Source organism: Nocardioides sp. S5-5 (assembly GCF_054954065.1).
Genome location: NZ_CP199913.1, coordinates 4,036,286 through 4,051,964, shown reverse-complemented (window position 1 = coordinate 4,051,964; position 15,679 = coordinate 4,036,286). Strand labels below are relative to the sequence as shown.

13 protein-coding genes are annotated in these 15,679 nt (G+C 74.1%); 9 read left to right on the top strand and 4 right to left on the bottom strand.

Annotation, left to right across the window (positions count from 1 at the left end):
* The first annotated feature begins 48 nt into the window (after positions 1–48).
* From ACUP6Y_RS19640 to ACUP6Y_RS19620, 5 genes are all read left to right on the top strand, one after another.
* On the top strand, positions 49–1,233 hold the full coding sequence (locus tag ACUP6Y_RS19640; RefSeq protein WP_462552546.1) for a thiolase family protein: 1,185 nt from the start codon (positions 49–51) through the stop codon (positions 1,231–1,233).
* Complete coding sequence (locus tag ACUP6Y_RS19635; protein ID WP_462552544.1) at positions 1,233–1,928, top strand: 3-oxoacid CoA-transferase subunit A; 696 nt, start codon at positions 1,233–1,235, stop codon at positions 1,926–1,928. Before ACUP6Y_RS19640 ends, ACUP6Y_RS19635 begins: the two co-directional genes overlap by 1 nt.
* Positions 1,928–2,590, top strand: coding sequence for a 3-oxoacid CoA-transferase subunit B (locus ACUP6Y_RS19630; RefSeq protein ID WP_462552543.1), 663 nt, complete (start codon positions 1,928–1,930; stop codon positions 2,588–2,590). The genes ACUP6Y_RS19635 and ACUP6Y_RS19630 overlap by 1 nt, the downstream gene beginning before the upstream one ends.
* 80 nt (positions 2,591–2,670) lie before the next feature.
* On the top strand, positions 2,671–5,007 hold the full coding sequence (gene lon, locus ACUP6Y_RS19625; protein WP_462552542.1) for an endopeptidase La: 2,337 nt from the start codon (positions 2,671–2,673) through the stop codon (positions 5,005–5,007).
* 110 nt (positions 5,008–5,117) lie between these two features.
* Entirely contained in the window at positions 5,118–5,663 is a 546-nt protein-coding gene (locus ACUP6Y_RS19620; RefSeq protein WP_462552541.1) for a Uma2 family endonuclease, read from the top strand.
* Here ACUP6Y_RS19620 and ACUP6Y_RS19615 read toward each other — a convergent pair.
* The gene (locus tag ACUP6Y_RS19615) at positions 5,646–7,322 is read right to left on the bottom strand and encodes a DNA repair helicase XPB (RefSeq protein WP_462552540.1); all 1,677 of its coding nucleotides are present in this window, start codon (positions 7,320–7,322) and stop codon (positions 5,646–5,648) included. The genes ACUP6Y_RS19620 and ACUP6Y_RS19615 overlap by 18 nt on opposite strands.
* A gap of 9 nt (positions 7,323–7,331) precedes the next feature.
* On the bottom strand, positions 7,332–9,620 hold the full coding sequence (locus ACUP6Y_RS19610; RefSeq protein WP_462552538.1) for a helicase-associated domain-containing protein: 2,289 nt from the start codon (positions 9,618–9,620) through the stop codon (positions 7,332–7,334).
* Positions 9,621–9,641: 21 nt separating this feature from the next.
* Between ACUP6Y_RS19610 and ACUP6Y_RS19605 the strand changes: the two genes are divergently transcribed.
* From ACUP6Y_RS19605 to ACUP6Y_RS19595, 3 genes are read left to right on the top strand one after another with little or no spacing between them, the layout of a single operon-like run.
* On the top strand, positions 9,642–10,481 hold the full coding sequence (locus tag ACUP6Y_RS19605; RefSeq protein ID WP_462552537.1) for a PP2C family protein-serine/threonine phosphatase: 840 nt from the start codon (positions 9,642–9,644) through the stop codon (positions 10,479–10,481).
* On the top strand, positions 10,478–11,950 hold the full coding sequence (locus ACUP6Y_RS19600) for an FHA domain-containing protein (protein WP_462552536.1): 1,473 nt from the start codon (positions 10,478–10,480) through the stop codon (positions 11,948–11,950). The genes ACUP6Y_RS19605 and ACUP6Y_RS19600 overlap by 4 nt, the downstream gene beginning before the upstream one ends.
* Before the next feature lie 27 nt (positions 11,951–11,977).
* On the top strand, positions 11,978–13,123 hold the full coding sequence (locus ACUP6Y_RS19595; protein ID WP_462552535.1) for an RDD family protein: 1,146 nt from the start codon (positions 11,978–11,980) through the stop codon (positions 13,121–13,123).
* 6 nt (positions 13,124–13,129) lie between these two features.
* On the opposite strand, the gene ACUP6Y_RS19590 is transcribed toward ACUP6Y_RS19595, so the two are convergent.
* Entirely contained in the window at positions 13,130–13,726 is a 597-nt protein-coding gene (locus ACUP6Y_RS19590) for a GNAT family N-acetyltransferase (RefSeq protein ID WP_462552534.1), read from the bottom strand.
* Positions 13,727–13,814: 88 nt separating this feature from the next.
* On the opposite strand from ACUP6Y_RS19590, the gene ACUP6Y_RS19585 reads away from it, so the two are divergent.
* Positions 13,815–14,210 (top strand): cold-shock protein, encoded by a 396-nt coding sequence (locus ACUP6Y_RS19585; RefSeq protein WP_462552533.1) that lies wholly within the window; start codon positions 13,815–13,817, stop codon positions 14,208–14,210.
* A 15-nt stretch (positions 14,211–14,225) separates the two neighbouring features.
* Here the strand turns inward: ACUP6Y_RS19585 and ACUP6Y_RS19580 are convergent, their stop codons facing one another.
* Positions 14,226–15,677, bottom strand: a complete 1,452-nt coding sequence (locus tag ACUP6Y_RS19580) for an MFS transporter (protein ID WP_462552532.1) — start codon at positions 15,675–15,677, stop codon at positions 14,226–14,228.
* Between the last annotated feature and the right edge of the window lie 2 nt (positions 15,678–15,679).

The following is a 15,679-nucleotide window of genomic DNA, read 5'->3' as shown; positions in this document are numbered from 1 at the left end:
TGATATTGATCCTTCACAATATCAACGTCGCCGCCTAGCGTCGGTCCTGTGAGCTCCTTCGTCTACGCAGCGGTCCGCACCCCCTTCGGCCGGTTCAACGGCGCGCTCGCCGGCGTCCGCACCGACGACCTGGGCGCGGCCGTCGTCTCCTCGGTCCTCGCCCGCACCCCCGGTCTCGACCCCGCCGCCATCGGAGACGTGGTCTGGGGCAACGCCAACGGCGCCGGCGAGGACAACCGCAACGTCGGCCGGATGGCGACCCTGCTGGCCGGCGTACCGGTCAGCGTCCCCGCCACCACCGTCAACCGCCTCTGCGGCTCCAGCCTGGACGCCGTGATGGTCGGCTCGCGCACCATCGAGACCGGCGACGCCGACATCGTCCTCACCGGCGGCGTCGAGTCGATGACCCGCGCCCCGTGGGTGCTCCCGAAGCCGGACCGCGCCTTCCCGGTCGCCGACGTCACCGCGGTCTCCACGGCCCTCGGCTGGCGGCTGGTCAATCCGCGGATGCCGGAGGAGTGGACGGTCAGCCTCGGCGAGGCCAACGAGCAGCTCCAGGAGCGCTTCGGCATCTCCCGCGAGCGCCAGGACGCCTTCGCCGCGCGCTCCCACCGGCTCGCCCACCAGGCGTGGGAGGACGGCTTCTACGACGACCTGGTCGTCCCCGTCGAGGGCGTGGACCTCGCCCGCGACGAGGGCATCCGCCCCGGCAGCACTCCCGAGTCGCTCGGCGCCCTCAAGCCGGTCTTCCGCAAGGACGGCACCATCACCGCCGGCAACGCCTCCCCGCTCAGCGACGGCGCCTCGGCCGTGCTGCTCGGCTCGGAGGCCGCCGCCGACCGGATCGGCACGGCGCCGCTGGCACGGGTGGCCGGCCGGGCGGCCCACGCCCTCGAGCCCCAGGCCTTCGGCTTCGCCCCTGTCGAGGCTGCCAACGCCGCGCTCGCCCGCGCCGGCGTCTCGTGGTCCGACGTCGGCGCGGTCGAGCTGAACGAGGCCTTCGCCGTCCAGTCCCTCGCCTGCGTCGACGCCTGGCCGATCGACCCCGAGATCGTCAACCAGCGCGGCGGCGCCATCGCCCTCGGCCACCCGCTCGGCGCCTCCGGCGGCCGGCTGGTCGGCACCCTGGCCAAGGTGCTGCGCGAGACCGGGCAGCGCTGGGGCGTCGCCGGCATCTGCATCGGCGTCGGCCAGGGCCTGGCCGTCGTCCTCGAGAACCCGGAGGCCTCCTGATGGCACGCACCGCACTGCTCGACACCGCTGACGAGGCGGTCGCCGGCATCGAGGACGGATCCACCGTCCTGGTGGGCGGCTTCGGCCTCGCCGGCATGCCCTTCGACCTCATCGACGCGCTGATCCGCCAGGGCGCGAAGGACCTCACCATCGTGTCCAACAACGCCGGCAACGGCGAGGTCGGCCTGTCCGCGCTGCTCCAGGCCGGCCGGGTGCGCAAGGTCGTCTGCTCGTTCCCGCGCCAGGCCGACTCCTACGTCTTCGACGAGCTCTACCTGGCCGGCGAGATCGAGCTCGAGGTGGTCCCGCAGGGCAACCTCGCCGAGCGGATGCGGGCCGCCGGAGCGGGGATCGGCGCGTTCTACAGCCCCACCGCCGTCGGCACGCCGCTCGCCGAGGGCAAGGAGTCGCGGGTGATCGACGGGCGCGAGTTCCTGCTCGAGTACCCCATCAAGGGCGACTACGCGCTCATCTCCGCCCACACCGCCGACCGGCTCGGCAACCTCGTCTACCGCAAGACCGCCCGCAACTTCGGCCCCGTCATGGCCGCCGCGGCCACCACGACCATCGCCCAGGTGAGCAGCGTCGTGGCGACCGGTGCGCTCGACCCCGAGGCCGTCGTCACGCCGTCCATCTACGTCGACCGAGTGGTCGCCGTCGAGGCCCGCCACTACACCGTGCAGGGAGCGCGTTGATGACCGTCGAGAACCTGGACCGCGGCCCGCTCACCATGGACGAGCTGGCCGAGGTGATCGCCCGCGACATCCCCGCGGGCTCCTTCGTCAACCTCGGCATCGGCCAGCCCACCAAGATCGCCGACCACCTCCCGGCGGAGCTCGGCGTCATCCTGCACACCGAGAACGGCATGCTCGGCATGGGCCCGGCCGCCGTCGGCGAGGAGGTGGATGCCGACCTCACCAACGCCGGCAAGGTCCCCGTGACCGAGCTGCCCGGGGCGTCGTACTTCCACCACGCCGACTCCTTCGCCATGATGCGCGGCGGCCACCTCGACGTCTGCGTGCTCGGCGCCTACCAGGTCGCCGCCAACGGCGACCTCGCCAACTGGCACACCGGCAAGCCCGACGCCATCCCGGCCGTCGGCGGCGCGATGGACCTGGCCATCGGTGCCAAGGACGTGCTCGTGATGATGGGGCTGTTCGGCAAGGACGGCTCGCCCAAGCTGGTCCCCGCCTGCAGCTACCCGCTCACCGGCGTCGGCTGCGTGAGCCGGGTCTACACCGACCACGGCGTGTTCGAGGTGGGTGGCTCCTCGGTCGTCGTCCGGGAGACGTGGGGGGTCTCGGTCGAGGAGCTCCGCGACCGGCTGGGGATCCCGTTGGCGGCACGGGAGGGGTGAGCCCCGAGGCCGGAGAGGTTCCCTGGTTCGCCATCGGCGAACGCCGGAACACGGCGAACCCGGAACGCATTGGAAGGTGCATGACGAACCCGATCCAGCTTCCGGTGCTGTTCCTCTCCGATGTGGTGGTGCTTCCCGGGATGGTGGTCCGGGTCGAGCTCGACGAGCCCGCCCGAGCCGCCATCGACGCCGCCGCCCTGGCCGCCACGGACTCGGGAGGCACCTCCCGCGTCCTGGTGGCTCCCCGACTCGAGGACCGCTACGCGTCGTACGGCGTGGTCGCGACCGTCGAGAAGGTCGGCCGCTTCTCCGGCGGTGCCCCCGCGGCCGTGCTCAAGGCCGGCGGCCGCGCCCGCATCGGCAGCGGCGTGACCGGCCCCGGCGCGGCGCTGTGGGTCGAGGCCGAGCCGGTCGACGGTGGGGTCGTGGACGACGAGGTCCGCGCGCTCGCCGAGGACTACCGCAAGCTCGTCGTCGGCCTGCTGCAGCGCCGCGAGGCCTGGCAGGTCGCCGACCAGGTGACCCGGATCGATGACCCGGCCACGTTGGCCGACACGGCCGGCTACGCGCCGTACCTCTCCGACGACCGCAAGCGCCGGCTCCTGGAGACCCCCGAGGTGGGCGAGCGGCTGCGGCTGCTGGTCGAGTGGACCCGCGACTTTGTGGCGGAGTCCGAGGTCAGCGAGAAGATCGAGTCCGACGTGCGCGAGTCGTTGGAGAAGAGCCAGCGCGAGTTCCTGCTGCGCCAGCAGCTCGCCGCGATCCGCAAGGAGCTCGGCGAGGGCGACCCGGAGGGCGGCGACGACTACCGCGTCCGGGTCGAGGCGGCCGACGTGCCCGACGGCGTGCGCGAGGCGCTGCTGCGCGAGGTCGACAAGCTCGAGCGCGCCAGCGACCAGAACCCCGAGGCCGGGTGGATCCGCACCTGGCTCGACACCGTCCTGGACCTCCCGTGGAATGTCACGACCGAGGACGACACCGACGTCGTCGCGGCGCGTGCGGTCCTCGACGCCGACCACCACGGGCTCGACGAGGTGAAGGACCGGATCACCGAGTACCTCGCCGTTCGCGCCCGCCGCGCGGAGCGCGGCCTCGAGGTCGTCGGCGGCCGCGGCTCCGGCGCGGTGATCCTGCTGGCCGGCCCTCCGGGTGTCGGCAAGACCTCGCTCGGCGAGTCGGTCGCCCGTGCCCTGGGCCGCAAGTTCGTCCGGGTCGCGCTCGGCGGCGTGCGCGACGAGGCCGAGATCCGCGGTCACCGGCGCACGTACGTCGGCGCGCTGCCCGGCCGCGTCGTACGCGCCATCAAGGAGGCCGGCTCGATGAACCCGGTCGTGCTGCTGGACGAGGTCGACAAGGTCGGCTCGGACTACCGGGGCGACCCCGCGGCCGCGCTGCTCGAGGTCCTGGATCCCGCGCAGAACCACACCTTCCGCGACCACTACCTCGAGCTCGACCTCGACCTGTCCGACGTGCTGTTCATCGCGACCGCCAACGACATCGGCTCGATCCCGGCCGCGCTGCTCGACCGCATGGAGCTGGTCTCCATCGACGGCTACACCGAGGAGGACAAGGTCGCGATCGCCCGCGACTTCCTGGTCCCGCGCCAGCTCGAGCGCGCCGCGCTGTCGGCCGACGAGGTGAGCATCACCGACGAGGCGCTGCGCGAGATCGCGGCGAACTACACCCGCGAGGCCGGCGTACGCCAGGTCGAGCGGCTGCTCGCCAAGGCGTTCCGCAAGGCCACGGCCCGGCTGGCGTCCGGCTCGGTGGACCGGGTGGACATCGGTGTCGACGGCCTCAAGGACCTGATCGGCCGGCCCCGGTTCACCCCGGACCTCGAGGAGCGCACGTCGGTCCCCGGCGTCGCGACCGGGCTGGCAGTGACGGGCATGGGCGGTGACGTCCTGTACGTCGAGACGTCGGTCGCCTCGGGGGAGACCGGCCTGACCGTCACCGGCCAGCTGGGCGACGTGATGAAGGAGTCCGCGCGGATCGCGCTGTCGTGGGTGCGCTCGCACGCCTCGGAGCTGGGCATCCCGGCCTCCGCGTTCGAGCAGTCCATCCACGTGCACTTCCCCGCCGGTGCCGTACCCAAGGACGGGCCGTCGGCCGGCGTCACCATGGTCACCGCCCTGGTCTCGCTCCTGACCGGTCGCCCGGTGCGCTCAGACATCGCGATGACCGGCGAGGTCACCCTGTCGGGCCGGGTGCTCCCGATCGGCGGGGTGAAGCAGAAGCTGCTCGCCGCGCAGCGGGCCGGCGTCGCGGAGGTGTTCATCCCCGAGCGCAACCGGCCCGACCTGGACGACGTGCCGGAGGAGATCCTCTCGGCGCTGACGGTCACGCCGGTCGGTGCGGTGACGGAGATCCTGGAGCGGGCGCTGGTGGCGGCCGACGCGGGGGTCGTCGCGGCCTGAGGTGGGTTCTCCACAGGCTGGAGGTCCGTGTTCGGAGAATCCGCGATTGGAGCGGATGATCGCCGGCATGGACCTTCAGCCGTCTCGGGAAGTGAGGCACCATGGGAAGCATGACGGCACGAGCTGCGCCGAAGACGCGGGCGGACCTCGACGCGATGCCGGACGACGGCAACCGCTACGAGCTCATCGAGGGTGAGATCGTCGTGTCGCCCTCGCCGCGCTCGCGACACCAGGTGGTGTGCGCTCGCCTGTTCCGGCTGCTCGACGACGCATGTCAGGAGGGCTTGATGGTGCTGTTCGCGCCGCTGGACGTGGCCCTCGAGGAGCACTCCGTCGTCGAGCCCGATCTTGTGGTCTTCGAGAAGGACAAGCTGGGAGAGCGAGGTCTCGACAGCGCGCCGCTGCTGACCGTCGAGATCCTCTCGCCGCGCACGCGCAGCCGTGACCTGGTCCGCAAGAAGCGGCTCTACGAGCGCACGGGAGTCGCGTCGTACTGGGTGGTCGATCCTGGCGACGACGACAACGAGGTCTCGATGATCGTGTGGGAGCTGGGTGAGTCCGGCTACGGATCGGTCGCGGCCATCGGCGGCGACGAGGAGTGGACCGCGACGGTGCCCTTCGAGGTCACCGTCGTCCCGTCACGCCTGGTCCGCTGAGGGAGCCGTCCCCAGGTCCTCGGCGTCGATGATCCGGTAGGCGTACCCCTGCTCGGCCAGGAACCGCTGCCGGTTCTGCGCGAACTCCGCATCGACGGTGTCGCGCGACACGATCGTGTAGAAGTGCGCGACCTTCCGCTCGCCGTCAGGCCCGGGCTCACCGGGCCGGAGCAGGCGGCCGAGCCGCTGCGCCTCCTCCTGACGGGAGCCGAAGGAGCCGGAGACCTGGATGGCCACCTCGGCCGACGGCAGGTCGATGGAGAAGTTGGCGACCTTCGAGACCACCAGCAGCCCGATCTCGCCCGAGCGGAAGCCCTCGAAGAGCCGCTGTCGCTCCTTCACCGGCGTCTGCCCGGTGATGACGGGTGCGTTGAGCGCGGTGGCGAGCTCGTCGAGCTGCTCGAGGTACTGCCCGATGATGAGGGTCGGCTGCCCGGCGTGGCGGGTGACGAGGTCACGGACCACGCCCACCTTCTCGGGGGTGCATGCCGCGAGCCGGTACCGCTCCTCCGGCTCGGAGGTCGCGTACGTCATCCGCGACGCGTCCGGCAGCGAGACCCGGACCTCGACGCAGTCGGCGGGCGCGATCCAGCCCTGCGCCTCGATGTCCTTCCACGGGGCGTCGTACCGCTTCGGGCCGATCAGGGAGAACACGTCGCCCTCGCGGCCGTCCTCGCGGACCAGGGTCGCGGTCAGCCCGATCCGCCGCCGGGCCTGCAGGTCCGCGGTCATCCGGAAGATCGGCGCGGGCAGGAGGTGGACCTCGTCGTAGACGATCAGGCCCCAGTCGCGCGCGTCAAACAGCTCGAGGTGCGGGTAGACGCCCTTTCGCTTGGTCGTGATCACCTGGTACGTCGCGATGGTGACCGGGCGGATCTCCTTGACGGTCCCGGAGTACTCGCCGATCTCGTCCTCGGACAGCGAGGTCCGCCGGACCAGCTCGTCCTTCCACTGCCGGGCGCTCACGGTGTTGGTCACCAGGATCAGCGTGGTGGCCTGCGCGTGCGCCATCGCGGCCGCGCCGACCAGCGTCTTGCCGGCGCCGCAGGGGAGCACGACGACCCCGGACCCGCCGTGCCAGAACGACTCCGCCGCGTCGCGCTGGTAGTCGCGCAGCGTCCAGTCCTGCTCGGCGAGCGCGATCGGATGGGCCTCGCCGTCGACGTACCCGGCGTAGTCCTCGGCCGGCCAGCCCAGCTTGAGCAGCGCCTGCTTGAGGTTGCCGCGCTCGGAGGGGTGGACGGCGACGGTGTCATCGTCGAGCCGGTCGCCGAGCATGCCGGCGATCTTCTTGGCGCGCAGCACCTCCTCCAGCACCGGCCGGTCGCTGGAGGCCAGCACCAGGCCGTGGCCGGGGTGCTTCTCGAGGCGCACGCGGCCGTAGCGGGCCATCGTCTCGGCGACGTCGACCAGCAGCGCGTGGGGGACCGGGTAGCGCGACCAGGTCAGCAGCGTGTCGACGACCTGCTCCGCGTCGTGGCCGGCGGCGCGTGCGTTCCACAGCCCCAGCGGGGTCAGCCGGTAGGTGTGGATGTGCTCCGGCGAGCGCTCGAGCTCGGCGAACGGCGCGATCGCCTTGCGGCACTCCGCGGCCTGCGGGTGGTCGACCTCCAGCAGCAGCGACTTGTCCGACTGCACGATCAGGGGTCCGTCTGTCACCGCACGAGTTTACGTGACGGGGATGACCCGGCTGATCCGGTGGACGGCGTAGCGCCGCTCCGCGTCCGGGTCGTCCTCCTCGGCGTCGGCGTCCAGCGCCGTGAGCTGGCCGCCCTCGACGACGAGGGGGAGGACGGCGCGCTCGGAGACCACGCCCTGGTTGTCGGTGAAGCCGATCAGCACGGCGCCGCGCCGCTCGATCGCGTCGCGGAGCGCGGACAGGACACCGCCGCCGGGGGCCGAGGCGGATGCGGGACGGGTGCGGGCGACCTCGTCGCCCTCACGCAGCGTGGCCACCGCCGCGACGACCTGGGCGGCCTGGCGGGCCGCCGAGCGGGCGGCGTCGGCGCTCTCGCGGGTGCGGGGGGTGCGGGCGCGCAGCGAGTCGGGGGTGCCGACCCGGACCACACCGTCGGGGCCCTCGACCACCGGCGCCAGGCCGAGCTCGCGCAGCCGGGGCAGGAGTACGTCGATCGGCAGCGTCGAGACCACCACGGTCGGCGCGATCCGCTGCAGCCCGAGCCCGGAGGCCTTCGGATGGTTGACCAGTGCGGCCAGCGCGGCCTCGTCCTCGGAGCGCACGAACGACGACGCCAGCCCGACCCGGAGCCGGCCGAAGGAGCGGACCACGTCGTCGATCAGGTAGCTCAGCGGCTGCGGGACCGGCGTACGGGAGGCGGCGAGCACGAACGCGTGCAGCTCGGCTGCGGTCCAGCCGGCGTCCAGCGCGCGGCGTACCGAGTCGGGGGTGAAGCGGTAGACCGTCGCGGCGCCGTGGGAGTCGACGTCGGCGACCTGCTGGAGCTGCCGGGCCAGGTCCGGCTCGAGGGGGCCTGGCGCGACGGCGGTGAGGTCGGCCTGGATCAGCACGTGGTCGACCGGCGGCGGCAGCAGCTCGGCCAGCGCGGGTGCCGGGTCGGCGCCGGCCAGCAGCGCCCGGGCGTACGGCGCCAACACGCCGGCTCCGGTCAGCCCGAGCACCGCCGCCTCGGCGACCGCCCACGCCACCAGGTCGGGCCGGGTCCGCGGCCGCCGTGGTCGCTCCCAGGCGACCCGCGCGACCAGCGACGGCAGGCCGGTGCCGGCGGCGAGGCCGTGTCCGTCGGGCAGACCGGCGAGGACGGCGAGCGCCATCGCCTTGGCCTCGGGCATGCCCGCCGCGGAGAGCTCGGGGGTGAGCGCGTTCCAGGGCTTCTGGTCCGGACCGCGCTCGCCGACCAGCGACGGCAGCCGCGGGCTCGACAGCCAGGCCCGCGCGAGCACGGTCCAGCGCTCGGCCGCCGGCCGCTCGGCCCACTCGTCGAACGCCGACGTCGGCACCCACACCGGGTTCCCGTCCGCGTCCGCGCGGGTGGCGGCCAGGCCCGCCTCGTGGGCGAGCTCGACCAGCAGCGCCGCCTCCGGCTCCGGCACCTGCAGCTGGGCCGCGGCCGCCCGCAGCTCGCGCACCCCCAGGCCGGTGGTGCGCAGCGCGGCCGCCGGCCGGGTGCCCCACCACTCGAGGAGCAGCCCGACCCGTCGTACGACGTCCGTGGCGGCGCCCAGCGCGGCACTCGTCGCCAGCCGCGGCGAGCGCTCCTCCGAGGCGACCGGCGGCGCGACGTCGACCGGCTCGGTCGTCGTCCGGCCGCCGCGGACCGCGAGGCCCACCTCGCCCGGCACGACCAGCAACCCGGGCAGGAGCGAGCCGCCGGGGACCAGCAGCCGATGCGCGACGAGCAGCTCGGCCGGCGTCTCGGCGTCCTCGGGGCGCAGCCCGACCCGCACGGAGCCGGACTTCGCCGTACCTCCCTCGGCGATGACGTGGTCCAGCAGCGCCCGGGCGCTCGACGGCACAGCGGCCAGCGCCTCCGCGATCTCCGGGCCCGGGCGCGGGGACGGCGTCCGGGGCCGCAGCCCGCTGGCCCCGGCGTCCGGTCCGCCGACCATCGCGTCGGCCACGCCGCTCAGCGCCCGCAGCCCCTCGGGGGTGTCCCACGCGACCGCCAGGTCGCGCAGCCGGGCGAGCGTCGCGGGGACGTACGCCGGCTCCGCGTAGACGATCGCGGCGACTTGCGGATCGGTGGTTTGGCCGGCGACGACGAGGGCATCCAGTACCGAGAGCTCGCCTCGGGTGAGGCCGTCGAGCGCACGAGCGATCGAGTTCCTCACCGCAGCGCGGGACGCGAGTTGTCCGAAGTCGTGAGGGGCAGGGGTGGCCAGGTCGGGACGAGCGGTGAGCAGGCGCTGGAGCCGATCGTCGGGCCACGACCGCAGCTGGTCGGCCAACGACCGGTGTCCGCTCGGTCCCGCTCCCACGATGCCCAACCTAGGACATCGATGAACCGGGTCGAGCTGCACCACGGTGCCGCGACCGATGTCGGCCTGGTCCGCGAGGTCAACGAGGACGCCTTCCTGGCCGACCCGCCCGTCTTCGTGGTGGCCGACGGGATGGGCGGGCACGACCGCGGCGACGTCGCCAGCAGGTACGCCGTCGAGGAGCTCGCCCGCCTGGTCGACCGCGCGTACGACCTCGAGGACGGCACCGTCGCCGTCGACGCCGCGCTCCAGGCGGCGCAGGACCGGCTGCTCGCCTACGACGAGGAGCAGCGTGCGGCCGGGGCCGGCGACGGCTTCGCGGCCGGCACGACCGTCGTCCTCGCGCTGCTCGTGCAGTCCGCCGACCGCCCGCACTGGCTGCTCGCCAACGTGGGCGACTCGCGGATCTACCGGTGGAACGAGGGCGAGCTCGAGCAGGTCAGCGTCGACCACAGCCTGGTCCAGGAGCTGGTCGACGCCGGCCGGATCACACGCGACGACGCGGCCACCCATCCGAACCGCAATGTCGTCACCCGCGCGCTCGGCGGCGCGGCGATGCCGGGCGCGGTCAGCGGCGCCGCCGACTACTATCTGCTGCCCCTCGCCGCCGCCGAGCGCCTGCTGCTGTGCTCCGACGGCGTGAGTGGCATGGTGGACGACGTGACCATCGCCTCGATCCTCGCCGGGCACGACGACCCACGCGACGCCGCCGACGCGCTGGTCGCCGCGGCGCTCACCGCGGGCGGGCACGACAACGCGACGGCGGTCGTGGTCGATGTGGTGGGATTGGCGCACGTTGACCCGTACGACTCGCACGCGCAGCGGCTGAGTCTGGAGCAGAAGTTGGGGGCACTCCCATGAGCGAGAGCGGCACTGCCACTGCCTGGTCGTACCGCAGCGGCGCCTGGTACGCCGTCTTCGGGCCGGAGGCCGCCATCGTGCTGCCCGCGTCGCAGAAGGACCAGGTGGTCGGTCTCTGGGCGCTGGTCGACGGCGGCGCCGGCTTCGACGACGTGCTCGACGGGCTGCTCGCCTCGGGCCTGAGCCGGATCCCCGGGTTCGTGCTGGTCAGCACCGACGAGGGCCCCACCCGCTTCCTGCTGCGCGGCGCCGACGTGGTCGCCACCGTCACCGCGGCGGGCGAGACCGTGACCGTCGACGGCGGCGCCAGCCACACCTGGGTCGAACGCAGCCTCGACGACGTCACCGCGCTGAGCATCAGCCTTCCCGAGGACCAGCCGGGTGAGGCGGACGACACCGACTACCCGATCCTCACCGGCCTGGTCCGGGTCGGCCGGATCGACCGCCCGGCCGTGGTGGCGGCCGCCGTCGCCGAGCCGGTGCCCGTCGCCGAGCCGGTGCCCGTGGCCGAGCCGGCCGCCGGACCCGAGCCGGAGCCGGAGTCCGCGCCCCAGCCCGAGCCGGAGCCCGCGCAGCTGGCGGCCGACGAGCCCAGCCCGCTCGACGAGGGTGCGGTCGCGGTGACCGAGGCGGCCTACCTCGACGACGGTCCGGTCACCGAGGTCATGGAGAGCGTCGAGGAGCCGGTCGCCGAGGAGGCTCCTCAGGAGCCCGCGCCCGACGGCTGGGTGACCCCCTGGGACACGCCGGCAGCCGACGCCGAGCCCGCCGCGGAGCCGGCTGCCGCGCTCGTCGACGGCCTCGCCGGCGACCCGCTCGACGAGTCGGCCACGGCGGGCGTGCCCCCGCCGACGTACCCGCCGCTGGGCGGTGCGACCGAGGTCGCACCGCCGGGCTGGGTGCCGCCTCCGCCGCCGGGCGTCCCCGGGCCGCCGGCTCCGGACGCCTCCGACGCCCCGCCGCTGCCGATCGGCTCCTGGGAGCCCGTGGGCGCCCCGGCCGCTCCGCCCGGACCCGGCGTCGAGCACGACGGGTTCACCGTCGCGGGTGCCGGCGAGCCGCCGGCACCGCTGGTCCCGTCGGTGCCCGGCACCCCTGCCGCGCCGCCGGGCGCCCAGCCGGTCGCCAAGCTGCTGGTCTCCGACGGGCAGTCGATCATCGTCGACCGCGCGGTGCTGATCGGCCGGGCGCCGGAGGCGCGCCGGTTCACCTCGACCGAGCAGCCGATGCTGGTCACCGTGCCGAGCCGACTCCACGAGATCTCCTCGACCCATGTCGAGGTCCGTCCCGGCACCGGCGCCGACCTCGGCACCGCCGTCGTCACCGACATGGGCTCGACCAACGGCACCGTCCTGGTCCAGCCGGGTCTCGGACCGGAGGATCTCAAGCCCGGCATCGCCGTCCAGCTGATCCCCGGCGCGATCATCAACCTCGGTGACGGGGTCACCATCCAGGTCACCCGTCCCTGATCCCGCCGCTACTCGGAGCACCCCCGCATGTCGCACGTCCCCACCCCGCCACCCCTCGCCGCCGGTGACCTCCGTCCGGCGGAGATGGAGCGACGGTTCACCGCCTCCGTCATCGACCGGGCGGTGGGCTGGGGCCTCGCCGCGGCGGCTGCCTTCGGTGTGTGGCGGCTGGCCGACCCCGGCGGGGTCGTCGTCGTGCTCACCTTCCTCGGCGTCGCGGCCCTGGTCGGACTGGTCCTCGCCGTCCTGGTCGGTACGACGGGCCTCACCCCCGGCAAGGCCGCGACCGGCCTGCGCGTGCTGCGGCGGACGACGGGCCGTCCGATCGGCGTCGGCGCCGCCCTGCTGCGGGGGATCGTGCTCGGGCTGGCCGGGCTGCCCACCGTCGGGCTGGGCCTGGCGACCTTCGCCTGGACCGCCGCGATGGACCCCGCGCGTCAGCGCCGCGGCCTCCACGACCGGATCGGCGACGCGATCGTCGTCGACGTCCGGCCGCGGCCGGACGCGGCCGCCCCGGAGCCCGAGCGGCCCCAGCAGATCGTGAACCTCACCGCGATGCGGCTGCTGCCCTCCCCGGTCGCGGAGCACCCCACGCCGGTCCCGGACCCGACCCCCATCCCGGCGCCCGCCATCCCGGCCCCCGCCATCCCGGCCCCCGCTCCACCGGGGCCCGCCACCCCGGCCCCCGCTCCACCGGTCAGGGCGCCCCAGGCCCGGCCGACGCCGCCGGCCGCGGCCCCCGCCCCGGCCGCCGCTCCCGCGGTCCGGATCCCGGTCGAGCAGACCCGGGTCCGGCCCGAGCCGGGCAGCGAGCCGGCGGTGCCGCCGAGCCCCGCGACGGTGCGCTGGCGGGTGGCGTTCGACACCGGGGAGGCGTTCGTGGTCGAGGGGCTGGCGCTGGTCGGCCGGCGACCGGAGCCGCGGCCGGGGGAGGAGGCGCGGCACGTCGTACCGCTGCGCTCCTCGGACATGTCGCTGTCCAAGACCCACGCCCAGTTCCAGGTCGCCCCCGACGGCGCGCTCGTGGTGATGGACCGTGGGTCGACCAACGGGTCCTATGTCGTCCGAAGGGGGATGTCGCGCTCGCTGTCGCCCGGCCGCCCGAGCACCCTGCTCGCCGGCGACGAGGTGCGCTTCGGCGACCGCACCATGCGGGTCGAGCGCAAGGACTGACCGGGCTCAGGCGGCGGCCCACTCGCGGCGCAGCAGGCCGTAGACGGCGGTGTCGCTCCACGATCCGTCGCGGTCGGCGTAGTCCTCGCGGGTGTGCGCCTCGTGGCGCATCCCGAGCCGCTCGCACAGCCGCGCCGAGGGGAGGTTGCGCGGGTCGAGCCGCGCCATCAGTCGGTGCAGCGGGTAGTGCGTGAACGCCAGGTCGACCAGCGCCCGGGCCGCCTCGGTCGCCAACCCGCGCCCGGCGTACCCCGGGTCGAACACCCAGCCCAGCTCGCCGATCGCCGGCGGGTCCGCCTCGCCGTGACGGTCGGTGAAGCGCAGCATCAGGTCGCCGACCAGCACCCCGTCGTGGACGACGGCCAGGGCCAGGATCTCGCCCGGCACCGACGGCGCCGTACCGGCGACCAGCCGCTCCATCCGCGCGGCCAGACCCTCGGCGTCGAGCGCCGGGAACGGCAGGTACCGGGTGACCTCCGGGTCCGCGCAGTAGGCGCCGATCGCCGCGCTGTCGGTGGGCAGCACGGTGCGCAGCACCAGCCGCTCGGTCGTGAGGGGCAGGGGCGGCGCCGGCAGCGCCGGGGGCGTCAATTCGGTTGCCACGTCCGGGAGAATAGGCGCTGACACTACGATGTGCCGCGCGCGCCCGACCGGGGCGCACGCCTGTGACGACGAGAGGTTGGGCGGACCCGTGCCGACTGGCAAGGTGAAGTGGTACGACGCGGAGAAGGGCTTCGGCTTCCTCTCCCAGCAGGGCGGCGAGGACGTCTACGTCCGCGCCGACGCGCTGCCCGAGGGCGTGGCCACCCTCAAGGCAGGCACCCGCGTCGAGTTCGGCATCGCCCAGGGGCGCCGTGGCGAGCAGGCGCTCCAGGTCCGCATCCTCGACGCGCCCGCCTCGGTCTCCCGCAACCAGCAGCAGGCCAAGCGCAAGAAGCCCGAGGAGATGGTCCCGATCGTCGAGGACCTGATCCGACTGCTCGACGGCGTCGGCGAGGCGTACCGCCACGGCCGGCACCCCGACCGTCGTACGGCGCAGCCGGTGGCCAAGCTGCTGCGCGCGCTCGCCGACGAGCTGGAGGCCTGAGGCCTCAGCCTGGCGTCAGGCGGCCGGCGTCGGCCTCGGCGCGGGCCGCTGCGGCCTGCTGCGCAGCACGAACACCGCCCACACGGTCAGCAGCACCGCGGCGAAGGCGAGGCCGAAGCCGTTGACGGCGGGGTAGGACATGACCACCCCGAGGAACCCGCCAAAGACCCAGGCCAGCTGCAAGGTGGTGTCGCCCTTGGCGAAGGCGCTGGCGTGTGCTCGCACGGGGACGCCGCTTTGGATGGTGGAGTCGAGGGACACCTTCGCGAGGTACTGCATCAGGCCGACCGTCAGGCCGAGCGCCACCAGCGGGAGCAGGCCGTAGAAGAGGGTGGCGAGCACCAGCGCCACGATGTCGGCGATCAGGGCGACCACGACCATGACGGCGGGGTTGATCCTGCGGGCGAGCGAGGCGACCACGATCCCGATCGTGTTGCCGAGCCCGGCGGCGCCGACGACCAGACCCACCAGCAGCGTCGAACGGGTCTTGCTCTCCCAGCCGTCGAGCGGCTCGGTGATCAGCACGAACGTCATGAACATGGTGAGGAAGCCCGAGAGCAGACGCGGTCCGCAGTTGGCCCGGAGCGCGAAGGCGACCCGCGGAGGCAGCCCGCGCCGCGCGCCGGTGACGGAGCCCCGCGGGGCGTCGACTGACTCCTCTCCGGCGGAGGAGTCGACCCGGCCGGGGAGCAGGATCGCGGCGACCGTGCCGACGGTGAACACCAGGAAGGCGTAGCGACAGGCCCACTCGGGGCCGATCCAGTACGCCGCGCCCGCGAGCGGCGCCGAGACACAGGCGCCGACCACGCCGGCCAGGGCGACCCGGCCGTTGGCCTTGACGAGGGTGATCTCCTGCGGGAGCAGTCGGGGGACCGCGGCGGCCTTGGCGACGCCGTACGCCTTCGACGAGACGAGGACGCCGAGCGCGGCGACGTAGAACCAGGGCGAGCCGTCGGTCAGCGTGCCGGCCAGCACCCAGCACAGGAACGCGCGCAACGCGAAGGTGGCGCCGATCGCCCAGCGCCGACCGTGGCTGAACCGGTCGAGGAAGGGGCCGATCAACGGCGCCACGATGGCGAACGGGACCATCGTGAGTCCCAGGAACAGCAGCACGGGGCCTCGCTCGCCGCTGGTGGCGCCCGCGAAGAACACCGTGCCCGCCAAGGCGATGGCGAACGCCGAGTCGCCGGCCGCGTTCGCCGCGGCCAGCTCGATGAGCCGGTTGAGGCCCGAGCGCTCCGCGCCCTGGGCGCCGGCGGCCTTCCGCGCCGTGCGTACCGTCGCCTTGCTCGCCCGGCCGGTGACCCGGGCGAAGCCCTTCATGCCGCGTGCGGTCGCCTTGGCGCCGGTGCCGAGGCTGGTGCCGACCGCGCGCATCGAGCCGGTCTCGGTGACATCCGGGCTCGGTCCGGCGCCGGCGCCCGGGGGGCGGTGCGGCGGTCGCGGATCGGGTCCGTGGGTGCTCACCC